Source organism: Chryseobacterium sp. Leaf405 (assembly GCF_001425355.1).
Taxonomy (GTDB): Bacteria; Bacteroidota; Bacteroidia; order Flavobacteriales; family Weeksellaceae; genus Chryseobacterium.
The window spans coordinates 81,732-106,242 of the sequence record NZ_LMQN01000019.1 but is presented as its reverse complement, the minus strand read 5'-3'; the positions used below and the strand labels follow the sequence as shown (position 1 = coordinate 106,242).

The 24,511-nt window shown below is 34.5% G+C and carries 23 protein-coding genes and 2 tRNA genes; 12 read left to right on the top strand and 13 right to left on the bottom strand.

The annotated features are described in order from the left end of the window. Positions 1-14: 14 nt before the first annotated feature. From ASG22_RS19230 to ASG22_RS19210, 5 genes are all read left to right on the top strand, one after another. Positions 15-87: transfer RNA gene (locus tag ASG22_RS19230), tRNA-Phe, on the top strand. Between the two features lie 116 nt (positions 88-203). Further along, a tRNA-Phe gene (locus ASG22_RS19225) sits at positions 204-276 on the top strand. 148 nt (positions 277-424) lie between these two features. Next, entirely contained in the window at positions 425-1,600 is a 1,176-nt protein-coding gene (locus ASG22_RS19220) for a thioredoxin family protein (RefSeq protein WP_055988123.1), read from the top strand. Between the two features lie 3 nt (positions 1,601-1,603). Further along, positions 1,604-2,239 carry a DUF3575 domain-containing protein gene (locus ASG22_RS19215; protein ID WP_055988121.1) on the top strand — a complete coding sequence of 212 codons (636 nt, stop codon included), beginning with the start codon at positions 1,604-1,606 and terminating at the stop codon, positions 2,237-2,239. A gap of 4 nt (positions 2,240-2,243) precedes the next feature. Continuing rightward, complete coding sequence (locus ASG22_RS19210) at positions 2,244-2,450, top strand: hypothetical protein (RefSeq protein WP_055988119.1); 207 nt, start codon at positions 2,244-2,246, stop codon at positions 2,448-2,450. Between the two features lie 97 nt (positions 2,451-2,547). Here ASG22_RS19210 and ASG22_RS19205 read toward each other — a convergent pair whose 3' ends face one another. Continuing rightward, positions 2,548-3,756, bottom strand: coding sequence for an exo-beta-N-acetylmuramidase NamZ domain-containing protein (locus tag ASG22_RS19205; protein WP_055988198.1), 1,209 nt, complete (start codon positions 3,754-3,756; stop codon positions 2,548-2,550). Between the two features lie 4 nt (positions 3,757-3,760). Here ASG22_RS19205 and ASG22_RS19200 point away from each other — a divergent pair, with 4 nt between their 5' ends. Beyond that, positions 3,761-4,990, top strand: coding sequence for an ABC transporter permease (locus ASG22_RS19200; protein ID WP_055988117.1), 1,230 nt, complete (start codon positions 3,761-3,763; stop codon positions 4,988-4,990). Positions 4,991-5,361: 371 nt separating this feature from the next. After that, a complete protein-coding gene (locus ASG22_RS19195; protein ID WP_055988115.1) occupies positions 5,362-6,345 on the top strand; it encodes a PLP-dependent cysteine synthase family protein in 984 nt (327 codons plus the stop codon). A gap of 55 nt (positions 6,346-6,400) precedes the next feature. Here the strand turns inward: ASG22_RS19195 and ASG22_RS19190 are convergent, their stop codons facing one another. The 3 genes from ASG22_RS19190 to ASG22_RS19180 all read right to left on the bottom strand — a co-directional run bounded on the left by ASG22_RS19190 (position 6,401) and on the right by ASG22_RS19180 (position 8,225). Next, positions 6,401-6,928 carry a hypothetical protein gene (locus tag ASG22_RS19190; RefSeq protein ID WP_055988113.1) on the bottom strand — a complete coding sequence of 176 codons (528 nt, stop codon included), beginning with the start codon at positions 6,926-6,928 and terminating at the stop codon, positions 6,401-6,403. 73 nt (positions 6,929-7,001) lie between these two features. Then, entirely contained in the window at positions 7,002-7,304 is a 303-nt protein-coding gene (locus tag ASG22_RS19185; protein ID WP_055988111.1) for a chaperone modulator CbpM, read from the bottom strand. Between the two features lie 3 nt (positions 7,305-7,307). Continuing rightward, positions 7,308-8,225 (bottom strand): DnaJ C-terminal domain-containing protein, encoded by a 918-nt coding sequence (locus tag ASG22_RS19180; RefSeq protein WP_055988109.1) that lies wholly within the window; start codon positions 8,223-8,225, stop codon positions 7,308-7,310. Positions 8,226-8,318: 93 nt separating this feature from the next. Between ASG22_RS19180 and ASG22_RS19175 the strand changes: the two genes are divergently transcribed. Beyond that, the gene (locus tag ASG22_RS19175) at positions 8,319-9,518 is read left to right on the top strand and encodes a dicarboxylate/amino acid:cation symporter (RefSeq protein WP_055988107.1); all 1,200 of its coding nucleotides are present in this window, start codon (positions 8,319-8,321) and stop codon (positions 9,516-9,518) included. Between the two features lie 62 nt (positions 9,519-9,580). Then, positions 9,581-10,111: a hypothetical protein gene (locus ASG22_RS19170; protein ID WP_055988105.1), complete on the top strand. Its 531-nt coding sequence runs from the start codon at positions 9,581-9,583 to the stop codon at positions 10,109-10,111. Between the two features lies 1 nt (position 10,112). On the opposite strand, the gene ASG22_RS19165 is transcribed toward ASG22_RS19170, so the two are convergent. Beyond that, the gene (locus ASG22_RS19165; RefSeq protein WP_055988103.1) at positions 10,113-10,496 is read right to left on the bottom strand and encodes a DUF779 domain-containing protein; all 384 of its coding nucleotides are present in this window, start codon (positions 10,494-10,496) and stop codon (positions 10,113-10,115) included. A 431-nt stretch (positions 10,497-10,927) separates the two neighbouring features. Next, positions 10,928-12,457, bottom strand: coding sequence for an aldehyde dehydrogenase family protein (locus ASG22_RS19160; protein ID WP_055988101.1), 1,530 nt, complete (start codon positions 12,455-12,457; stop codon positions 10,928-10,930). A gap of 181 nt (positions 12,458-12,638) precedes the next feature. Here ASG22_RS19160 and ASG22_RS19155 point away from each other — a divergent pair, with 181 nt between their 5' ends. Beyond that, positions 12,639-13,562: a helix-turn-helix domain-containing protein gene (locus ASG22_RS19155; RefSeq protein WP_055988099.1), complete on the top strand. Its 924-nt coding sequence runs from the start codon at positions 12,639-12,641 to the stop codon at positions 13,560-13,562. Between the two features lie 2 nt (positions 13,563-13,564). On the opposite strand, the gene ASG22_RS19150 is transcribed toward ASG22_RS19155, so the two are convergent. The 7 genes from ASG22_RS19150 to ASG22_RS19120 all read right to left on the bottom strand — a co-directional run bounded on the left by ASG22_RS19150 (position 13,565) and on the right by ASG22_RS19120 (position 21,645). Then, complete coding sequence (locus tag ASG22_RS19150; protein ID WP_131726218.1) at positions 13,565-13,930, bottom strand: hypothetical protein; 366 nt, start codon at positions 13,928-13,930, stop codon at positions 13,565-13,567. A gap of 131 nt (positions 13,931-14,061) precedes the next feature. Further along, positions 14,062-15,390: a hydroxymethylglutaryl-CoA synthase family protein gene (locus ASG22_RS19145; protein ID WP_055988096.1), complete on the bottom strand. Its 1,329-nt coding sequence runs from the start codon at positions 15,388-15,390 to the stop codon at positions 14,062-14,064. 173 nt (positions 15,391-15,563) lie between these two features. Then, a complete protein-coding gene (locus tag ASG22_RS19140; protein WP_055988094.1) occupies positions 15,564-16,397 on the bottom strand; it encodes a T9SS type A sorting domain-containing protein in 834 nt (277 codons plus the stop codon). Positions 16,398-16,569: 172 nt separating this feature from the next. Beyond that, positions 16,570-19,083 (bottom strand): M1 family metallopeptidase, encoded by a 2,514-nt coding sequence (locus ASG22_RS19135; protein ID WP_055988092.1) that lies wholly within the window; start codon positions 19,081-19,083, stop codon positions 16,570-16,572. A 2-nt stretch (positions 19,084-19,085) separates the two neighbouring features. Continuing rightward, a complete protein-coding gene (locus ASG22_RS19130) occupies positions 19,086-19,316 on the bottom strand; it encodes a hypothetical protein (RefSeq protein ID WP_055988090.1) in 231 nt (76 codons plus the stop codon). Further along, positions 19,317-20,636, bottom strand: coding sequence for a serine hydrolase domain-containing protein (locus tag ASG22_RS19125; RefSeq protein WP_055988088.1), 1,320 nt, complete (start codon positions 20,634-20,636; stop codon positions 19,317-19,319). 214 nt (positions 20,637-20,850) lie between these two features. After that, positions 20,851-21,645: a thymidylate synthase gene (locus ASG22_RS19120; RefSeq protein ID WP_055988087.1), complete on the bottom strand. Its 795-nt coding sequence runs from the start codon at positions 21,643-21,645 to the stop codon at positions 20,851-20,853. 207 nt (positions 21,646-21,852) lie between these two features. Between ASG22_RS19120 and ASG22_RS19115 the strand changes: the two genes are divergently transcribed. After that, positions 21,853-23,157 (top strand): TolC family protein, encoded by a 1,305-nt coding sequence (locus ASG22_RS19115; protein WP_117590810.1) that lies wholly within the window; start codon positions 21,853-21,855, stop codon positions 23,155-23,157. A 23-nt stretch (positions 23,158-23,180) separates the two neighbouring features. Beyond that, positions 23,181-24,407, top strand: coding sequence for an efflux RND transporter periplasmic adaptor subunit (locus tag ASG22_RS19110; RefSeq protein WP_055988082.1), 1,227 nt, complete (start codon positions 23,181-23,183; stop codon positions 24,405-24,407). Positions 24,408-24,511 lie beyond the last annotated feature (104 nt).

Sequence of the window (24,511 nt, the reverse complement as noted above, 5' to 3'; positions counted from 1 at the left end):
GAAGTAATAAGAATGGTTTCTTAGCTCAGTTGGTAGAGCAATGGATTGAAAATCCATGTGTCCCTGGTTCGATTCCTGGAGAAACCACAAAAAACCACCAGTAAAATGGTGGTTTTTTCTTCAAAATTGTTTTAAAATAAAATTGCAGGATCTAATAATTATTATTACTTTTGCACCACTTCAAAACGAAGTACAAACCAAATGGTTTCTTAGCTCAGTTGGTAGAGCAATGGATTGAAAATCCATGTGTCCCTGGTTCGATTCCTGGAGAAACCACTTAAAGTCATCTCAATTGAGGTGACTTTTTTGTTTTTTTATAATTCTTACTTAACATTTACTGTTAAATCCTAGTTAATACCAAAATAATCACACTCTATTTTACGTTGAAAATAAGTATATTCGCTTTTTTAATTTTATTTGAAAAATGAAGAAGATTATCTCTGGTTTATTTCTATTTTCTGCCGCTGTTGCTTTTGCACAGGAAGCCATTCAGTTCCAGGATCTGCCTTTTAAAGATCTTGTAGCTAAAGCGAAGAAAGAAAACAAATTGCTTTTCATTGATGCCTATACCTCATGGTGCGGTCCCTGCAAAATGATGGAAAGAAATACATTTACTCAAAAAACTGTCGGAGATTATTTTAATGACAATTTCATCAATTCAAGATTCGATATGGAAAAAGGTGAAGGAAAAGAAATAGCCACAAAATTTGGTGTTCGTTCCTACCCTACTTATCTTTTCTTAAACGGAGACGGCGAACTCGTTTCTCAGAATTTCGGCTATATGGAAGGAGGAATGTTTGTTACCATGGCGCAGGATGTTAATTCTTCCAATAATAAAAAAGGTTCTTTAAAAGAACGTTTTGCAAAAGGTGAAAAAGATCCTGAGTTTTTGATTAATATCATGAAATTGAACTCTTCATCAGATTTTGCATTTGCCAAACAAGCTTCTGAAAGATATTTTGAAAATAAGAAGAAAACAGGAGAATTTACAAAAGAAGATGTCGGGTTTTTATTGTTTTTTCTAAAATCTACTGAAGATAAAAATTACAAAGTTTTCGCAGAAAGAAAATCAGAAATTATTAAATTTTTACCGGAAGAGACTTACAAGGAATTTGATAATCAAATAAAATTAGGGAAAATTGTAGAGCAGTCTATCGATCAGCAAAACAAAAAAATCAACGATGAATATTTCATGACAAATGCTGAACCGTTGGTGGGAAAGCATGACGCAGAGGTGAAATTGAATCAAACCAAATTAAGTTACTACGAACAAAACGCCAATTTCCCTGAATACGAAAAAGCAGCTTTGGCTTATTACAGAAATTCTGAAGCTTTTGAACCTAACGAATTATTAAAATCAGCCTGGATTTTTTCCGAGAATATCAAAACTCCTTCTTCACTAAAAAAGGCAGCGGAATGGGCAGAAAAATCTGTGATGAGAGGCGAAACATCGGAGAATACTTTTATTTTAGCAAAACTTTATTTCTTAACTGGAAACAAAGACATGGCAAAAACCTACGCCGAAATGTCTAAAAATATAGCAGCTCAGGCTCAAAAAGATTCTACTTTGGCAGATGAGTTATTAAAACAAATCAAATAGCAAATGTTGAAAATTAAATATATTACCGGATTTCTTACTTTATTTTTGTTAGGAAATCTAAATGCTCAGGAACAGCAAGAGAATAAAGAAACAAGTGTTTATATAAAAGGAAATGCGTTGTTAATCCCAATCGGAGTGGTAAATGTAGGGCTGGAACATCAATTAAGTAAAAAAATTACAGTTCAGACAGATGCACTTATTTCTCCGTGGAAATCTTTTGGAGGACATGAGTTGCAGTATTATTCTATTTCGGTAGAAGGAAGATATTATTTCAATGAAGCTTTTAAACATTGGTATGTCGGAGCTAATATTGCAGGTTCCCGTTTTATTGCCCAAAAGTGGAATTATTGGAATGATGATATTTCCATCAATGAAAGTACCGGAATCAGCTATGTTAATTCAAATCTTTATCAGAAAGGATATTCTGTTATATTTGGTGTAACGGGAGGATATCAGTTTCAGGTTTCAGACAAGTGGAATATTGATATCTATGCTAGCATCGGAAGTTCTCAGGATTTTTATAAAGGATATGACCGTACGACGGGAGAACGTTACGATAAAACATCTTCAAGCTATAATAAAAGCGGCGAAATTATGCCGTACAGAGGAGGTGTAATGATTTCTTATAAATTAAAATAATATTATGAAGCTATTCGGAAGAAATCACATCATCATTTGCGTTATTACTTTTGCTATTCTTTTTTTAATGAATTATATTGGAAATGATCAGGCAGATAAATTAGAACGAGCTTTAATGACCGCCGGAGCCGGAGTTATAGGCTTGTCAATTGGATTATTCATTTTGAATAAAGGTAAGAATGATAAAAATCCGCCGCAAAATTTTGATTAATTTATAGGTTGAATTGTTAATCGTCAATTTAGTTATACAGTCAATTTTTAAAATTCACAAGCGAAGCTAAGTTAACTATTGACAATTCACTTCCATATCAGTTTTCATAAACAATATACTTTTTTCTGATATTTTCAAATTTATCTAAATCTGATTTCCAGGATGATTTAATTTCAGAAATTGATTTTCCAGCAACGATCTGCTTTCTCAACTCATCGGTTCCTGATAATGTATCAAACCAAAGATTTCCTTTAGCATTCTGAAGAAAGAAATTCAAATCAGGGTTTTTATAATTTTTATAAGCATTGATTACCCATTCCAAATTCAATTCTCTTAAATCTTTCGAGTAATCGGAAAGATTCTCACCATAACACAATTTTCCGTTCAAAAAAGGATCTTTTGCTCCCGAAGTCGGTTTGGGTGTAAATTGATACGGTAAATTTTTCGTCCACGGCGATCCGTAAATCTGGAAAGGCAAATCGGTTCCTCTTCCCACAGAAACCTGTGTTCCTTCAAAAAAACACAAACTTGGATATAAATTAATTGATTTATCATTTGGCAAATTCGGCGAAGGTTTATCTAAAATTGCATATCGCTGCTTTTTATGATAATTTTTCATTGGAATTACAGTATATTTTGCCTGAACTCCATTTTTGAGCCATTTTTCGCCGTTGACCATTTTGCCATATTCTCCAATTGTTAAACCATAAACCACAGGAACTTCATGCATTCCGACAAAGCTTGTAAATTTTTTCTTTAAAACAGGTCCGTCTGTATAGCCGTCATGCGGGTTTGGTCGGTCTAAAACCATTACCTCAACATTATTTTCGGCTCCGGCTTCCATTAAATAGGTTAACGTTGAGATATATGTATAAAATCTGACTCCAACATCCTGAATATCAAAAACAACAATATCAATTCCTTTCAACTGTTCCGGCTTGGGCTTTTTGTTATTTCCGTATAAAGAAACAATCGGAATTCCGGTTTTTATATCTACTCCGTTTTTTACTTTTTCACCAGCATCGGCTTCACCACGAAAACCGTGTTCAGGAGCGAAAATTGATTTTATCTTAATTCCGTTTTTTACCAGAAAATCTACAACATGAGTTCTGTTACTCATCAACCCAGTCTGATTCGTAACAACTCCGATTGTTTTTCCTTTTAATAAAGATAAATACAGCTCCGGTTGATCGGCCCCGGTTTTAAAATCAGCTTTATATTGAGTCTGAGAATAATATTGATTGAATACTCCTAAAAAAATTAGGCAAATAAGAAGTAAATTTTTAATTTTGAAATCTAAATTCATAAGTTTGAAGTTTCCTTTATATTTCTCCAGAAAAATAGCGTTTTCCAAAGATAACAAAAATAACCTTTCGAGGGTTATCATCTTCATCGGCAGACTTTCTGTGGCATTGGGGATTATCGTTTCTCTCATTACCGTTGCCACAGGTTTCGGTTCAAAGAAGGCGATTAAAGAACGACTGGCAGATTTCAGCGGACATATTACTGTGAGATCAACGAGATCTAATTCATCTTATAACACTTCTGTTCTTGATAATCAGGGCTTAAATATTCCTAAAATAAAGGAGCTTCCTGATGTTGAAACCGTTCAGAAATATGCTGCCGTAACAGGAATCATGCGTAATGAGCATAATTTTGCCGGAATTATATTCAAAGGAGTCGGAGCAGATTTTGACAGCTTACGATTTAAAAAATTTCTGATTGCGGGAAGAGCTCCTCAAATTGTTGAAAAAGGATATTATAATGGCGTTACCATTTCAAAAAAAATTGCAAATGATCTTCATTTAAAGGTAAAAGACAGTATTGTTACAGTTTTTTCGAAAGCAGATCAAAAACCTATTTATAGAAAATTTGAAGTGGTCGGAATTTATAAAACTGATATTAAAATGATTGATGATCAGTTTGTGATCGGAGATATTAACCACGTCAGAAAAATTCAGGATATGAAACCTGATGAAGTGGGCGGAATCGATATTTTCCTTGAAAATGTAAACGACATCGATAAAGACTTCCCTACTATTGAAAAACTGATCGGTTATAAAAATTATGCCGAAAAAGCAACCGAAAAATTCCCACAGATTACCGATTGGATCAGTATTTTTGATACCAATATTGCTTTGATCATCATCATCATGCTAATTGTTGTGGTAATTAACATTATCATGGTTCTTTTGATTTTGATTATTGAAAGAACAAATTCTATCGGTTTATTAAAAACGCTGGGAGCGAGTAATTCTCAAATTAGAGCGACTTTTATCAATTATACTTTGATTATTATGATTCCCGGACTTTTGTATGGAAATGCGATTGGTCTTGGATTGATTTTAATTCAGAAATTCTTTGGTGTTATCAAATTGAATCCTGAAAATTACTACGTAAGCACCGTTCCTGTAGATCTGAACCCGATTGCTATCATCTCAATTTCTGTAGGAATTTTATTTATTTCCGGATTGGCTTTGATTATTCCTAGTTATCTGATCAGTAAGATTTCTCCGGTAAAGGCGATTAAGTATAATTAGCGAATTATTAAGGGTGAATTTGCTTCGCTCGTGAATCTTTAGAAATTCATTGTAATTTTATTTTACGGTCTAAAGTCCTAGCCCCGATCGCAGCAATTGTTTGAGCTCATTTTTAAGTTTAGGCTGCGGCGAAGCCGCCGCAGCCTAAACCTAAAAATAGCGAGTGCGGAGAGCGGGAAATAGCTCCTAAAAAATATCGAATACAATTTTATGAACTCTGAAATGTAAATTACGAATGACTATTTCTTCTTTTACAAATTCTCTTTTCCTGTTCATTGTTTATACTTTAAGTATCAATTCTTTACCTGAATCTTAATTCTGACAATGATTTTAAAGATGTATCTTTGCAATGCTTTTTTTAAAAAACATTTATGAAATACGCAAACAACATCCTTGAAACAATCGGAAATACGCCATTAGTAAAACTAAATAAAGTTTTGGGCGAAGATTTTCCGGCATTGGTTTTGGCAAAGGTGGAAACTTTCAATCCTGGGAATTCTGTGAAGGACAGAATGGCTCTGAAAATGATTGAAGACGCAGAAAAAGATGGAAGATTAAAACCCGGAGGGACCATTATCGAAGGTACTTCAGGAAATACAGGGATGGGACTGGCTCTTGCAGCGATCATCAAAGGATACAAATGTATTTTTGTAACCAACTCTAAACAGTCAAAAGAAAAATGTGATATTCTTCGTGCCGTAGGGGCTGAGGTAATCGTTTGTCCGACAGACGTTAAACCTACAGATCCGCGTTCTTATTATTCAGTTTCAAAAAGACTGGCTAAGGAAACGGAAAACGGTTGGTATGTGAATCAATATGATAATTTATCGAACAGAGCAGCTCATTACGAGTCAACTGCTCCTGAAATCTGGGAGCAAACGGAAGGAAAACTAACAAATTTTTTAGTTGGAGCCGGAACCGGAGGAACCATTACAGGTTGTGGAATTTTTTTCAAGGAAAAAAATCCAAATATCAAAATTATTGGTGTTGATACGTATGGATCTATCTTAAAGGAGATTCACGAAACGGGAGAAATCAAGTTAGAAAATGCTTACACGTATATCACAGAAGGAATTGGTGAAGATATTCTTCCTGAAAACTATGATATGTCTGTCATCGATCATTTTGAAAAAGTTACGGATAAAGACGGTGCCATTTACGCAAGAAAATTAGCTAAAGAAGAAGGAATTTTCTGTGGATATTCTGCGGGAAGTGCGATGGCAGCTTTGGTTCAGATGAAAGATCAGTTCACGAAAGACGATGTGATTGTGGTTTTGCTACACGATCACGGTTCAAGATACGTTGGGAAAATCTACAACGACGAGTGGATGAAAGAAATGGGTTGGTTAGATTAATCAATTTTTCATGATAAAAAATAAAACTCAGAGTGTTTGCTCTGAGTTTTTTATGTTATTCTGTGATATTTTTCTTTAAAACCTGTTTTAAATAGCTGTAATCTTTCTCGCTCATTGATTTTCTCGGAAGCATATAACTGTATTTTCCTTCAACAGAAATAAATTCGTTATTACTGTCATAATAGTTAAAATCTTTCCATTCGCTGGTTTCTTTTTCGTTGTCGATATTTACAGTGAAAAAATTATCATCAAATCTTATTTCATAGATTTTACAGTTTTCTAGCTTATTCAAATAATGATTAACCTGCTTTTTCCATCTCGAAACTTTATTAATGCTCACAGAAAGAAAAACGGCACACAGCAAAAACAGGAAACTGACAAAATATAAAATTCCGGATTTTTCTTTTGTGAAATCATCTTTAAAGAAAAACATAATCAGTAAAATTAATCCAACAACAATTGTTGTGATCATTTTCCCTTTGGTTGTTGATGAAAAAAACAAACTTCCCTGTTTTCCACTGAAATATATTTCCTCGAAATCCTTTCTTTTAGGTTGTAAAACAATAACCTTTTCTTCACTCATAATTATTAATTTCTGTCCGCAAAGATAGTTTTTTCATTCTATCCTGAATAAATTCGCTATTAACTATAATACATTATCCCTCTTCATATGTATCATTGATTGCTGAGAGCTTATTCATCAGTTCACGGTTTTTTTGGCGCAAATCATTCATTTTTTGTAACATTTCATGAATAACTTCTAAGCCGGGAAGATTGATCTCCAAGTCGTAATGCCAGTTTGTAAATCTTTCAAAATTAGGTAAATCTTCGTACATCAAATAACGGATTTCATTTTCAGTTTGAATATTTAATAATCCTGAATTCACCAATTCATCAAAAAAAGTAACTTCAATTTTGTATATTTTTACGAGTTCTTCTCGCGATATTCTTTCACTCATGACTTAGGAATTTTTAAGTTGTTCAAAAAGTTCTTTCTGATTTTCCGTAAGATTGGTTGGTAATTTTACGTCGTAAGTCACAAACAGATCTCCAAATTCGCCTTCTTTTTTGTAGACCGGAAAACCTTTTCCTCTCAATCGTACAGTCGTTCCGTTTTGTGTTTCGGGTTTTACTTTCAGATTAACATTTCCATCCAATGTATTCACTTTTACATCTCCTCCCAAAACTGCAGTGTACAGATCGATCGTCACTTTTGTTTTCAAATCATCCCCGATTCTCTCAAAATTCAGATCGGAAGAAATATTAAAAGTGACATACAAATCTCCGTTCGGTCCATTGTTGACTCCCGGATATCCGTGACCTTTTAACTTAATCTGCTGCCCATCATACACTCCTGCAGGAATTGTAATTCTGACTTTTTTACCATTGATGTCAAAAGTCTGCTGATGCGTTGTTGCTGCTTCTTTTAAACTTAAATTCAATTCTGCATGAACATCCTGTCCTTTAAACTTCCCGGAAGCGCTTCCTCTTGAACTTCTGCCAAAACCTCCTCCCGCTCCGCCGAACATACTTTGGAAAAAATCTGAAAAATCTTCACCTTCTCCAAAATCAGCACCGGAAAATCCGCCTCCGAAATTTCCACTCTGACTTTGATATTGTCGTTGCTGTTGCTGAGCTTTTTCGTATTCTTCACCATGTTTCCAGTTTTCACCGTATTTGTCATACTTTGCACGGTTTTCCACATTACTGAGAACTTCATTGGCTTCGTTCAGCTCCTTAAATCTCTTCTCAGCTTCTTTATCGTCCGGATTAAGATCGGGATGCGACTTTCTCGCCAATTTCCGATATGCTTTTTTGATGTCGTCCTGTGTTGCGTTTTTGTCTACGCCTAAAATTTTATAGTAATCTATATAAGCCATAGAATCGATGTTTACTCAAATTTAAGAATTTTATGACTGATTAATATATAACGGAATGTTAAAAATTAAGTTATCTTTGAGTAAAAAGCACGCATGAAAGAAGTGTTGAAAAACTATTCAGGAATTTTACTTTTACTTTTAGGAATCACGGTTGGAAGCATCATCGGAATTGTTGCCCCGGATATTGTTGATTATCTAAAACCTTTAGGAGACATTTTCCTGAATTTACTCTTTGTGAGTGTCGTGCCTTTGGTATTTTTTGCCGTTTCCAACTCCATTGCATCATTAGAACAGCAATCAAAGTTTGGAAAAATCATGGTAACGATGGCTTTTACTTTTCTATTTTTCATCTTAACCGCTGCTGTTTTTACGATTTGTGCGGTGTATTTATTTCCGGTTTCTAGCGTTTCAGGAAGTAAGGAAATGGTAGAAGAAGCTGCCAATAATGACAGTTGGGGAAACAGAATCGTTGGTTTCTTTACGGTAGGAGAATTTACTCAGCTTTTTTCAAGACAAAATATGCTGGCTTTGTTAATTTTTTCTTTTATGACCGGCTTTTCGGCGAGAAAGGCAGGAGAAAAAGGACAGGCTTTCAGATCATTTATTGCTTCAGGATATGAAGTGATGAAAGAATTGCTTTTATTAATCATGAAAGTCGCACCCATTGGTTTGGGAGCATACTTTGCGTATCAGGTTGCAACGTTGGGACCTCAGCTTTTTGGATTTTATGCTAAACCTTTAGGACTGTACTATATTGCAGGAATCGTGTATTTCTTCGTGTTTTTTTCGTTATATGCTTTTATGGCGAAAGGACAAAATGGAGTCAAAAGTTTCTGGACGAATGCTATTTATCCAACTTTAACCGCTTTAAGTACATGCAGCAGTTTTGCAACAATGCCTGCCAATTTACAGGCTGCATCGAAAATTGGAATTCCAAGCCAGATTTCTAATATTGTCGTTCCGATTGGGACAACGCTGCATAAAAACGGTTCGTCGATGTCTTCAATTATTAAAATTTATGTAGCATTTTTAATTATCGGAAGAAATTTTTTTGATCCGATGAATTTATTGTTGGCCTTAGGAATCACCGTTTTTGTGAGCATCGTGGCTGGCGGAATTCCCAACGGTGGATATATCGGAGAAATGCTGATGATTTCGGTTTACCAATTACCACAGGAAGCGATTCCGGCGGTAATGATTATCGGAACATTGGTTGATCCTTTAGCAACAGTTTTAAATGCTGTAGGACAATTGGTCGCTTCGATGTTTGTGAGCCGGTTTGTGAAAGTTTGATTTTTTCTTAAAACTAATTGCACTAATTTTCTCAGATTATTTTAAATTTTATTGAAATTTATATGAATTCTTTTTATAAAAATATCGGACTTTATGATAGTCTCAATTTTGATATTGATATGAGTAAATCTGAATTTGAAGAAAGTCTGAAGAAAATTACCTATAAAACAAATACGACTTTCATTTCACTAATTCCCGATAACGGAATTCCTACAAGATTTGAATATCTTGGAATTATAAATAAGGATGATTTTACCATTAAAAGAAGACGTCATTTTTTCGATTTTAACATTCTGCATTCTATTATCAAAGGAAATATTTCAGAAGAAAATAATAAAACATCAATTATAATAGAATTTACGCCACTTATTTCTCATTTTCTCGCTCTCGTATTTATACCTGTTATTAGCCTATTTATTACTATCCAAATCATGCAGGAAAGTACTAATTATTTTGTCATTGCTCTTCCGGCAATCTTAACAATGGTTCAATATTTCGGACTGAAAAGAAGTATTAAAAGAGATAAGTACGATTTTGAAAGGGAGTTAAATTTTATTGCTCAAAAGAATAATCAATTTAAAAACTTTAAATAAATTATTCGCTACGTTTTACAGGTTCTAAATTTTCATATTCTTCTTTTGTAAAAAGTTTGTAATGAACTTTAAATGTTTTTCCTAAAGGCGTTTCCAGAGAAAACCCACCCGGTCCGAAGCCGTCTGTAACATCTAACGTAAAGTGTGAATATTTCCAGTATTCGAATAAATCGCGATCGATCCAGAATTCATGTTCGTTAATGGTTCCGATCATGGCATCGTTCATCCTTGGGTAAAACCCGCCTTTTTCAAAACATTGTGGCTGCGTTCCCTCACAACAGCCTCCGGCTTGGTAAAACATGAGTTCACCATATTTTTTTTCGAGCTCCCAGATTACTTCTAAAGCTTTTTCCGTAACTGATACTCTCGATATTTTTGTTTCCATTTTGATTTCTTTTAATAAAGATTTTAACAGAACATTTTCATTCCATAGGAATCCAGATTCACTTATTAAATTATTTTAACAATCCTTGCTTGGTCCTTAGGGAATGACAAACTGGATGTTTATTTTTAATGAAGTTGCTTCATCACAATAACTTCGTTTATTAAAGTTAAAAAAGTCCGACAAATAATTCTCTGCCGGACTATAAAAACTCAACATTGTTTAATCTGCACAAGCAGTATATGATTTAATTCTGCTTTTCAATTCTTTTTTTTCCAACATACAATTGACACGCTGTATTTTGCGTGAAGGATAGGAAGGGCGGCGAGAAACGAGCCGGTGCGAAGCACCGAAACGAAGTAGAGCCCTGGATAGCCTGACCGTTTTACCTCGGCGTAAGCTGAGGCAAACGGGCACGCCCTAATATTTAAAGATTAAAAGAAACCTAATTTGTTTTTGTTATAAGAAATCAACATATTTTTAGTTTGTCGATAGTGATCCAACATCATTTTGTGATTTTCTCTACCGATTCCCGATTGTTTGTATCCTCCAAACGGAGCCCCCGCAGGATAAGAATGATATTGGTTTACCCAAACTCTGCCTGCCTGAATCTGACGTGGAACATTGTACAACTGGTGCGCATCTCTGGTCCAAACTCCGGCTCCAAGTCCGTAAATGGTATCGTTGGCAATTTTAATACCTTCTTCTTCATCTTTAAAAGTTGTAAATGCCAAAACCGGTCCGAAAATTTCTTCCTGAAAAATTCTCATTCTGTTGTTTCCTTTAAAAATTGTTGGCTGTATATAATATCCGTTTTCCAAGCCCTCACCAACATTATTGACATCACCTCCAACAAGCACTTCTGCTCCTTCCTCTTTTCCTAATTTGATGTAAGAAAGGATTTTATCTTTTTGAATCTGAGAAGCCTGCGCACCCATCATCACCGTTTTATCCAACGGATTTCCGACTTTAATTGCTTTTACTCTTTCAATTACCTTTGCGATGAAAGCATCTGCAATATCTTCCTGAATCAATAATCTTGACGGGCAGGTACAGATTTCCCCTTGATTTAAAGCAAAAAGAACAGCTCCTTCAATTGCTTTATCTAAAAATGCATCGTCTGCATCCATCACCGAACTGAAGAAAACATTCGGCGATTTTCCACCTAGTTCCAATGTTACAGGAATGATATTTTCCGTTGCATACTGCATCACCAGACGACCTGTTGCCGTAGAACCTGTAAATGCAGCTTTGTTCACTTTTGGATTCGTCACTAAAGCTCTTCCCAATTCTGCACCGAAACCGTTGACGATATTTACAACTCCCGGCGGCAGAAGGTCACCAATCAATTCCATTAAAACCATGATAGAAATCGGGGTACTTTCTGCCGGTTTTAAGACAACACAGTTTCCTGCTGCCAAAGCCGGGGCTAATTTCCATACTGCCATTAAGATCGGGAAATTCCACGGAATGATTTGTGCAATTACGCCAAGCGGTTCGTGAACGATTAATGAAACCGTATCTTTATCAAGCTCGTTGTGAGAACCTTCTTCAGCCCGAATAACCGAAGCAAAATATCTGAAATGATCTACTGCCAAAGGAATATCTGCTGCCAATGTTTCTCTTACCGCTTTACCGTTGTCGATCGTTTCAACAGTTGCGATATATTCTAAATTCTGCTCGATTCTGTCGGCAATTTTATTTAAAATAATACTTCTTTCCGTAGAAGAAGTGTCTTTCCATGTCTGGAATGCTTTTTCAGCCGCATTAACTGCCAGTTCCAAATCTTCTTTAGACGAATGAGCCGCTTGTGTGAAGTTTTTCCCATCAATTGGAGAAACGACGTCAAAATATTTCCCGTTTACGGGTGCTGTAAATTTTCCGTCAATATAATTATCATATCTGTTTTTAATTTCAGGCCATTGTAATAATGTCTCTGATTGTTGTTGTGTTGTAGTGCTCATATTGATATAATTTTAATTTTTATCTACAACCAAATTACATTTACCTGTGACATTCGCATAGCAAAATCGTACAAAAAAATATCAAAATTGTGCATACCACGAATTTTATATTTTTGTTAACATTTCTATCCGTTGATAATTTTCTATATTTGAGTAGCACGCAAAAACAAAATATTTGGAAATGAATAATCACAAGACTTTATTGAATACACCTGAATTAAAGGGAGAAAATCAGCTAAATCACTTAGTTGAGAATGAAACAAAGTTCAATCTAAATAATTGTGAATTCAGCATATATGAGACTCATAAAGCTGCTTTTGACGTAAAACTGCATTTTGAAACCATTGCATTTACCGCTATGCTTCGTGGGAAAAAACACATGAAAATTGATAATAAGACAGGTTATTTCGATTATTTCCCGGGAGAAAGTGTATTGGTTTCGCCTGGCGAGACAATGGTTATTAATTTTCCTGAAGCCGATGAAACCCCATCGCAATGTATTTCTTTAAGCCTGAACCCCGAATTTATCGAAAACTCCTTAAATCATTTGAATTATCATTTTCCCAAAGTGGATGAATCTTCCCAATGGAATATCGAATTGGATGAATATTTTATTTTTAACAATAAATCTTTAGCATCAGCAACCAACAATATCATGAGAATTGCCATGGATGATAATTCGCAGAAAGATATTATGGCAGATTTTGCGTTGAAAGAACTATTAATCAGACTAATGCAGACCCAGGCAAGAAGTATGGTAGAAAAAAACATTGCTAAAAGTAGGTCGAGGATAGGTTTTGCAGTAGATTATATCAAGAAAAATCTTCATCAGAAATTATCAATCGACAGCATTGCCAAACTGACGTATGTAAGCAAATCCAATTTCTTTAAAATGTTTAAAGATGAACTGGGAACTTCCCCCAATGATTTTATTTTACGGGAAAGAATCCGCAGAGCTAAAGAACTTCTGGCAAGTCAGAACAGCATTAAAGAAACTGCTTTCCAGACCGGTTTTTCTGATACTAATTATTTTACGAGAGTTTTTAAACAATTGGTTGGAGTGACACCAAAAATTTATCAGAACGAAATTATGTTTAATATTTAATTCTAATCAACAGAAGTTCTTATTGAACTAATGTCAGTTTCATAAATGTATTTGCCGGCAATTTCTTTAAGTAGATATATCGTTACACTTTTATCAGATTTGCAATCTTCTTCCACGGCCAAAAGCAGTCTTTTCCTATCCTTTGAAAATAAGGGTTTTGATATTCTTGATGTGCAATAAACTTTTGAATCAATAAATTTATTTTTTACCAAAGAAGTATCAATTGTATATTTTTCATTTTTTACAATTTCAAAATTCAAATCTTTAAACTCTTTTTCTTCCCAATATTTGAGTCCTTCTCTTAGATAAAATGGCTCTGATGAAAGATTCTTTAATCTTATTTTATGCTCATCAAAAAAAGTATTCATAATCGAATAATCATTATTTTTCTTTGAACAAGACAAAAAGCTAAAAATGGTAATCAGAAAAACTAAATTTCGCATAATTCTTTAATTTAAAAACAAAGCATCCCAAAAATGAGATGCTATAATTTATAATTTTAATCTTGATAATCATAATATCTTGCTCCCTTCAAAACTGGATTTTCTAATTCGACCGATTTCAAACCAAATCCTTTATAATCAGAATTAACAGAATTTTCCAATTGTTTTCTGTGGAGTTTTTCATAAGTTTCAAAATCAATTGCTGTTCTGTTTTTTAATTCTTCAAATAAATCCCATTTTGTGACAACTGTTTTCCAGTTTTCTGAGACTTTTCCAGCGAAAACTTTTGATTTTGAACCGCTTCCGTATCCTAAAAATCCGATTTCCTGTCCTGCTAATTCTTCATTTTCATTGAAAGAAGTTTGCAGCGCAGAAAGTAAAGCCATAAAAATCGAAGCTGTATACATATTTCCAATTTCCGAAGAAGCTCGTTGAGATTTTTCAATTTTATCATTGATAAACTGAATGTAATCCTCAGATTTTGCCACTGCTTTTTGCTCTTCAGGAATTTCGTAAGACAAACAGTTTTCCAAACTGTAAATTTCTGTGAAAACCCTTTTCCCATGAAAAGCATACGGAAGATGGAAAATCAAATATTTCCAACTTTCATAAGGCTTATCTTTCCCTGTAATTTCTTTGTAATGATTATATGCTTCTTTGATTCTATCCTGATAACATTGATTGGAATATTGTCCGTCGAAAACAGGTTCATCCGTAAAAACTTCAATTTTTTCAGGAAAATTTTCTGGTACATTTTTTAAATCTTCCTTGTTGAAATGACGTCTCGGCTTGAAAAAATCAAAAACACTTTCTGTAGCGACTCCCCAATTATTTTCAATTTCAATTAATTCAGATTTTGAAGATACCAAAACAGCAACGGCACCACCGCCTTGCGTATATTCACCGGAAGATGCCAACTCATATTTTGCATAATCGCTGGCAATGACAACCGCTTTTTTGTCAGGATTTACCCTCACAAAATCCAATGAATTATGAAGAGCATCAACGGCTCCGATACAAGCAAATGTAAGATCCACAACGTCACAGTTTTTAAAACATCTCTCGCCAAATTCATTTTCCAAGACTTTTTCAACCATCTGCATGGCATAAGAAGCGGTTGGTTTTGCTGCATCTAAGGCACTTTCCGTTCCCAGATAAATTCTTGATATTTCTTTTGGATTAAGATTATAATCTTTGATGAGTTTCAACAACGCCTCTGCTGCAAAAGTTGCTGCATCTTCATGTACATCGGGAAATCCCATTTTATGCAACCCCAAACCTTTTTCCAATTTTGCGGGTTCTATTCCTCTTTTTTCTGCTAACTCTTTAATTTCTAAATATAAAGACGGTGCGTAAAAGCTTGCTGCCTCAATTCCAAAAGTCATATTACTTTAATTTTAATACGAATTTAGAAAATGTAAACGTTTAATCATACATGATTCTTTCCAAATTTTAAGAAATGTTTAAATTAAAATCAATAACAAAAGGCACCTCATAAAAAGATGCCTTGGTGTAAATTATTAATTAAATAAAATTTTTTGCTTATTATTTTGCGTTTTTAGTTTTTAATTATTTTAAAAGTCTCAGTTCCGCCGTCGGTTTTTCCTGAAATGATATACATTCCGTTGTTCAAATTAGAGATATCGATATTTCCGTCTGTTGAATTTGCCTTTTCAGTCTTAATTTTTCTTCCTGTTTCATCGTAAATAGTAATTTCATTAATCTTTTCCCTACCTGTATAATTCAATGTATTCTTTACAGGATTTGGATAATATCTGATCGATGATTTTAAAGGATTCATAACATCTTTAACTGCAAGAACACCACTGCTAATGCTAAAATTATCTATTAAAGTAGAATATCCCTGTGCATTTTCACATTCAATAGCGATCTGGTAAACGTTTGTAGGTATCCCAATATTACCGAATAAGTACCAAGAACTAAAGGGCGGCTGAAAACCCATCATCATATTCCAGGAATCTGTAGGTGAAAGACGATAATAAATTCTAATCCAATTGGCATTGGCTCCCTGCTGCGGATTGATGACATAAAAATTCAATCTGGGATCACTAATTCCTGCTGTATTTAATGGCGGACTTACAAGTTTTGTTTTATCTGCAGTAGAAGAATTAGCAGGAAAATTGGCAAATTTTGTTCCTGCAAAAGCCGTGACCCCATTACTTCCTAATGTTGCCGAAGATGCAAAAGTCCAGCTCATGGTATTGGTTTCGTAAATCTGCGTCCAGCTTGATCTCGTCGGCGAACTATCTTCAAAAGTTTCCGTCCAAGGAAATGTAGAGACTTGGGCTCTGGAACTTATTGATAAAAAAGCCAATAAAGCCGGTAAAAAATAGCGATTTCCTACATTCATAGAAAATAAAGTTGTTTTCATATATATAAATTTAAAAATATTAATTAGACAACAAATTTAACAATATAAAACAAAATAATCATATTAAATTAAAATATTTTGAATTAATAATAACAAAAATCGTTTAAGCAATAAAAATAACCGCTATTAAAATAGCGGTTATCATAAAATATTAGTGAATCTTATCCGAAAATTATTTAAAATCTTCAATGGCTTTATTCATTACATCAATTTGTTTGTTGATGCTTGCCGCACTTTGAGGATTCTGTTTCAGAAGTTCCATTTTCTTGGCAAGACCATCTTTCAACATCTGGGTTATCATCATTTTAACCTGTGGATTATTTCCCATCTGTCCTTTAGCCTGATTTATAATTTTTGTAACACTTTCTGTCGCTTTCAGATTATCTGAAGACATAATCCAGTTATAACCTTCTTCCGCAGATTTCCCCAATTCAGGATTCTGGAATTTAATAAAAGGATAAAATGCCACAAGCGGAGCAATATTCGACATCTGAGAAGTCACTTTGTTTTTTACAACAATTGGTAACATTTGTCCTAATAAAGTCTCCGAAGCACCTTCCAGATCTACTTTCTCTGCTAAAGCATTTCCTCTCGCAGGATCTACCGTAACAATCGCACTGATCGAATTTCCTTTCACGGAATTTGAAACTGCATTCACTCCTTTTTCGAAGATCGGCATATATTTTTCATCCTTCGTTTTCGCTAATGCTGAAATGGCTGCTGCCTGAACCAATGTCTTAGGATCATTTGAAGCAAGTTTTTCAACATCAGAACCCAACGCTTTGAATTGTTCTGGATTTGATAAATCCATCAACTGCAACGCTTTTATTTTAGTTCTGAAATAAGGATCTTTCAACGCTGTTGCCAATAATTTTGTTGCGGCCGGATTTTTGCCAACCTGATCTTTAATTCCGTTTAATGCATTGTATCTGCTTTTGAATTCCTTAGAAACTGTAAACTGCATTAAATATTGCTCAGGCGTTTTTGTATCGGTAATATCTGCCACTAAAATACCATCTGCGTTGATATTTACTAAGTCTGCATTCTTAGAAACATCAAAATTGAAAGTACTTTTCCCTTCTGCATTTACCCAGACATTATATCTTTTCGGTTTTCCATTATCGTAAACATCGATTGCCAAAGGAAACTCAAACGGTTGCTCCTGAATTTGCTCAATAACTACGGCAACTTGTTTTTTAACAGGTTCGAAAGTATAAGAATATTTGATTTTCGGGTGTCCGCTTCCGAAATACCATTGATTGAAGAACCAATTAAGATCTTTTCCTGAAACTTTTTCGAATGATAATCTTAACTGATGCGCCTCTCCATTCTGATATTCGTTTGTTTTCAGATAATCATTCATTCCGGCAAAGAAAGCATCATCACCTAAATAATTTCTCAACATATGAAGAATTCCGCCTCCTTTCTGATAGGTTACCAGATCGAAAACATCTTCTCTGGAATCGTAATCGAATCGTACCAAATCCTTCTTAAAATCTCCAGGATTATGAATGTAATTATTCACATCCTTCATTTGATGATAATCTGCCTGATCTTTTCCATACTTATATTCGTTCCAAAGATATTCTGAATAGTTCGCAAAAGATTCATTTACCGTAAGATTACTCCAGCTTTCCGCAGTCACCAAATCGCCAAACCACTGGTGGAATAGTTCGTGAGCAATGGTATCTTCCCATGTATTTTCGTCGATTAACTGTCCCGGTTTTTGCAAAATATCGCTTCCGTGGAGTGTTGCTGTTGTATTTTCCATTGCACCACTCACATAATCTCTTCCAGAAATCTGTGCATATTTTGCCCACGGATAATCGTAACCCAGCTTTTTAGAGAAAAACTCAATCATTTCCGGAGTGTTTCCATAGATCTGCTTTGCGTACGGTTCGTACTCTTTTTCGATGTAATAATCTACCGCAATATTTCTCCATTTGTCTTTCACAATCGCATACTCACCAATTCCCATAAAGAAAAGATAGGTAGAATGTCTCTTATCCATTACCCAATGATCTGTTCTTAATCCATTGGCTTCTTTCTGAGAATCTTTCAACAATCCGTTAGAAAGAGTGACATATTTATCAGGAACAGTCATGTAGATTTCCTGAGTGGTTTTCTGGTTAGATTTATCGATGGTAGGAAACCATGCAGAAGAAGATTCTGTTTCTCCCTGCGTCCAGATCTGCGTCGGCTTGTCAGGATCTTTTCCCTGAGCATTAATAAAATACAATCCTTTTGCATCATTAATTGCTGCACTTCCCTCCTGTTTCACTTCGTTCGGACGGGAAGTATATTTAATGTAAACCGTGTAATCTTGGTTTTTCTGATATGTTTTATCTAAAGTAATTTTCAACACATCATCCTTGTAATCGTATTTTAAAGGAGATTTTTTACCATTGATATCCAAAGCTACTTCATGAATCAACATTCCCTTTGCATCAAGTGTCAGTTCGTTGGTAGGATAGAAAAAAGGAGCGGCAGTCAGCCATTCTTCTCCGTTCATCTGTTCCTTCTGATAGTCGAAATTTACTTTAAGCTTAGTATGTTTAAGTTCCGTTACTTTCGTGTGAGTGGCTCTGTAGACCTTTTCTCTGCCTGAAGTTTCGGTTTGTGCTGCTACATTTGCGGAAAAGAAGATCCCACCCAAAAGAGCAATCGATAAAATAGCTTTTTTCATTATTATTTTTTAGAATTATTTTTTGTTAAAATGTCGAAAATATCATTGACTACCGTTTCGTAATCTCCTTTTTTAAACTGTTCTTTTGTTTTATGAAAAGCTTTTTTCAGCTCACTTTCAGTGTTTTCATCGTCGATGATTTCTATAGAATCTACGCCTTTCATCTGAAGAATTGCATTTTTCAATGCTTCAAGATTAGCAGTTTCTTCGGTATTGATTTTTAGATATTTCATTTATTCTTTTTTAAAGGTAAATTGATTAGCTCCCTGAGCAAAATCCATCGTTCCGTTTTCTGCATTAAATTTAACTTTAATTCCTGCGATGTCAAATTTAAATTCATTTTCAGAAACAGCTTCCAAAGGAAAAGCGTCCTGACCCGTTGCCTGACCTTTTAACACTCCATTTTCTATAAAGATTTTGATATCTAAAGGGAAATCCTTGGTTTTATAATTCCCTTCATATTTTTTTAAAATATCTGCGGAAACTACAATACCTTTAAAATCCGGCATTTTAAAATCTTTACCTGTGGCTGCAGCCATCATTTTATCGAAAATGTCGTCAGAATCCATATCTTCCTGATTGGTTATGAAGCTCACTGCCGTTTTCAACTCCGGAAAATAAACCAATTCTGATCTGAAACCATCAATCGCTCCATTATGACCAAATCCCGAATATTTTTCAAACGGAAATTTCACCAGACCATAGCCATAATCATCAATAAAATTTTTCATTTTATCAACGTTTTCTCTTTTGATTAATTTCCCGTTTTCCAATCCTAAAATGAATATCAAAAGTTCTCTTGGCGTTGAAACAATATTTCCTGCTCCGATCGGGACACTCATATCTGTTTCCGGAGCAGCAAGATAAATTCCGTTGAAATACTGATAAGATTTTGCCTGATCTTTTGAAGTATCAATTTTTCCTCCGACTCCCGTTGAGATTAATTTTAAAGGTTTTGCAATTTTAGTCTTAATTAATTCAGTATAGGATTTTTTATATACTTTTTCAAGAATTAGTCCTAATAAAATGAAATTTGAATTGCTATATTCATGCTTTGAACCCGGCTCAAAATCACTTTTATATTTTTTAATGATAGCAACCAAGTCATTCCCAGTTTGAGGCTTAGTATAATATTGTGCAAACTCGGCTTCATCCGTCAGATTGTGAATTCCCGTTCTGTGCTGCAATAAATTTTCGATGGTAATTTTGTCTGCATTAGGAATTTCAGGATAGAAATCTGAAAGTTTTTTGTCTAAAGAAATCTTTTTATCTTCAACTGCTTTCATGACCAAAACTGCCGTGAACGTTTTGCTAATGGAACCAATTCTATATTGCGTATTTATATTAGCTTTCTGCTTTTTTTCAACATCTGCAAATCCGATTACTTTCACAAAAGTCGGTCGATCATTTTCTGCAAACGCAAAACTTCCCATCACTTTATGATGCACAAACAGAGAATCAAAGTAGCTTCCCAATTTTTCTTTTACATTTTGTTGAGAAAAAACGGCAGTTGAAATACCAAGCGCTGAAAGAAAAAGTAACTTTTTAAACATACTTTTTAAGTTTGCTCAATAAGTTGAAAAATTTCAGGAGATGTTACAAAAAAAGTGAAGTTTTAGACTTCACTTTTAGGTTTATTTTAATATTATTTAGTTAATATTTTCAAGGTTTGTCATTCCGTAGGAATTTCGACAACAATATTTAAAACTTAGCTTAGATTCCTACGGAACGGCAAACTGAATGAATATAAGATATTTTACTTTAATTCTAAATCGCTACAGGCGCCTTAATTCCCGGGTGCGGATCGTAATTTTCCAATGTAAAATCTTCAAAATCGAAACCAAAAATATCTTTAACCTCAGGATTTAATTTCATGGTAGGAAGTGGTCTTGTTTCTCTTGATAATTGCTTATTCACCTGTTCAAAATGATTATTATAAATATGAACATCACCAAAACTGTGAACATAATCTCCCACTTCTAAATCGCAAACCTGCGCCACCATCATCAATAATAAAGCATAACTTGCAATATTAAAAGGAACTCCTAAGAAAACATCGGCACTTCTCTGATACAATTGAAGCGATAGTTTCCCATCAGCTACATAAAACTGGAATAATGCATGACAAGGTGCTAGAGCCATATTCGGGATTTCAGCAACGTTCCAGGCAGAGACGATCAATCTTCTGGAATCCGGATTTTTTTTAATCTGATCGATTACTTCTGTAATCTGATCCACAACTTTTCCATCTGCACCGTTCCAACTTCTCCATTGCGCTCCGTAAACAGGACCTAAATCTCCGTTTTCATCTGCCCATTCATCCCAGATTGAAACTCCGTTATCTTTTAAATATTTGATATTGGTATCTCCTTTTAAAAACCAGAGCAATTCATAAATAATAGATTTCAAATGCACTTTTTTAGTCGTAACTAAAGGAAAACCTTTCGATAAATCATACCTCAGCTGATAGCCGAAAACACTCTTTGTTCCTGTTCCCGTTCTGTCAGTTTTTTCTGTTCCGCTATCTAAAATATGTTGTAAAAGGTCTAAGTAATTTTGCATTTCTCTGAAATTTTTATTGGTAAAAACCGCCGTTGATTTTTTGCAAAATAAAGGATTTTTTAATTAAAAAAGTTCTTTTACAATTGGAAAATAAAAATCTGTAACGATAGAAAAAAGCAATACTTCTATAAAATCGCTGTGTTTGTCTAATAGTTTTGACTTTCTTTCATGGATGAAGGAATTTTGTCACTGTAAATCAGAAAGACAATGAGAAAATACCTAATCATAGCGCTCTTCATCGGAATCCTTGCTCCGGCTCAAAAAGTGTGGTCGCTTCAAGATTGTCTGGATTATGCGGTAGCAAATAACATTACGGTAAAAAAGACCGCTCTCGACAAAACCACTGCCCAATTGAATTATCAACAGCAGAAAAACAATAAACTTCCGACGATTTACGGTTCTTCTTCGCTGGGATTAACTAACGGTTCAAGTATTGACCCCATTACAAGCAGTTTCGTGAATCAGAATATTTTGTCAAACAGTTTTGGAATAAGCGGAAACGTTGCAATTTATCAGGGAAACAAACTGAACCTACAGATTGAGCAGAATAAAATGATTTTAGATCAATCTTCTTTATATCAAAAGCAGGCGGAAAACAACATCGTTCTGAATGTTTTAGAAGCATATTTACAGTCTTTATATTATTATGAAGGAATCGAAATTGCAAACTACACCGCAAATTCTTCCGCTCAGGAATTAAAACTTACGCAGACTAAATATAAAAACGGAGCGATCTCAAAACTGGATCTCGCAGACGTAGAAACACAAAATGCACAGAACCAATATACGGTAGTAAGCAGTCAGAATCTTTACAATCAACAGGTTTTAAAATTAAAACAATTATTGGAGCTTGATCCCAATGTAGATTTTGAAATTGAAAAAACATCACTTCCTGATATTGAAGAAACGATTCCTGACAAACAGCAGGTTTTTGCACAGGCAACAGAAAATCTTCCTGATCTTAAAATTTATGATGCTCAGAATGAAATTTTAAACAAAGCCTTAGAGATTACAAAAGCGGGTTACAAGCCAACACTTTCCGCAACAGCAGGTCTGAATACAGGTTTCACAAGCACTCAGGATTTTTCATATTTTAATCAGCTTAAGAATAACTTTAATAAATCTGTCGGGCTTTCGCTTAACGTTCCGATTTTCTCGAAAAAACAGAACAATACGAATGTCGAATTGGCTAAAATTGATATTAAGCAAAATCAATTGGATAAAATAAGCGCGGGAAAAACACTGTATTCAAGCATTGAAACCGCCTGGCAGAATGCAATCGCCAATCAGGCTCAGCAAAAATCTTCAAAAGTAGCGAGAGACAATGCTAAACTTTCTTACGACCTGTCCAACAAAAAATTTGAATTCGGAGGATTGACGACAACAGAACTTTCAGTAAGCAGAAACACCTATCTGACCAACGAACAGACGTACTTACAGTCAAAATATATGGCAGTTTTATACACCCAACTCCTGAATTTTTATCAGGATAAAATATTAACAACCAATTAATAGCAACAGAAAAATATATAATTATGAATCCAAAATATAAAAAGATCTTCAGAAATTCTATTATATTTCTGGTGTCAGCCGTTGTGATCGTTTTAACGTATCAGTATTTCTCAAAGGATAAAGAAGCGCAGATCACTATTCAGACTGTAAAACTCAGCAAACAGGATGTTACCACTTCTGTTACGGCGACGGGAACCGTAGAACCTGTCGACACAGTACAGGTCGGAACTCAGGTTTCAGGATTGATCAGAAATATTTATGTTGATTATAACTCTCAGGTAAAAAAGGGACAGCTTTTAGCTGAAATCGATAAAACCAACCTTCAGGAATCGGTAAATGATGCTCAGGCTCAGTATAATTCAGCTTTGAATGAACTTAATTATCAGCAACAGAATTTCCAGCGTCAGAATAATATGTTCAAATCAGGTGTGATAAGCAGAGCAGATTATGAGCAGGCATCTTATCAGGTGAAAAACGCACAACAAGCGGTGAATCAAAAGAAAACCACTTTAGCGCAGTCGAGAACCAATCTAAGTTATGCTAATATTTACGCTCCGATTGACGGAATTATTTTGAGCAAAGAAGTTCAGGAAGGACAAACCGTTGTGGCAAGTATGACAACTCCTACCCTTTTCACGATTGCAAAAGATATTACGAAAATGCAGGTTCAGGCGAATGTAGATGAAGCAGATATTGGAAATGTTCAGGTTGGTCAACGTGTGACTTTCACGGTGGATGCTTATCCAGAAACGGAATTCAATGGATCTGTAAGAGAAATGCGTTTGAGTCCGAAAACCTCATCAAATGTTGTGACGTACACGGTTTTAATTGATGCTGATAATTCTGAACAGAAATTAAAACCCGGATTAACGGCGACAGTTACAATTTTCACGAAAGAATTAAAAGGAACAAATACAGTTCCGGCATCGGCAATAAGTTTTAGTCCGGATACGGAAACATTGCAAAAATATTATCAGAAAAATAAAATCAATGCTAAAACTCCTGAAGTGAAAACCGGAAAAGGCAAAGAAAAATATATCTGGATTAAAAATAATGACGGAAGTATTTCTCAAAAACAAATTACCATCGGAATCAACGACGGAATTAATGTAGAAGTAAAAAGCGGATTAACCGGAAATGAACAGATCGTGACTTCATTAGACGAACAAACTGAAGCTGTCGCAAAATCCGGTTCAGAAGGGAGCAGCCCATTTATGCCGAAAAGACCGGGAAATAACAATAAAAAATAAGATTCGACATAAAGTCCACCTCTTTAGAACTAAATTAATGTAGTATTTGATATTTAGTGTTTTGTATTTTCAAACTTAATTGTAACAACCAAAAACAATAGAAA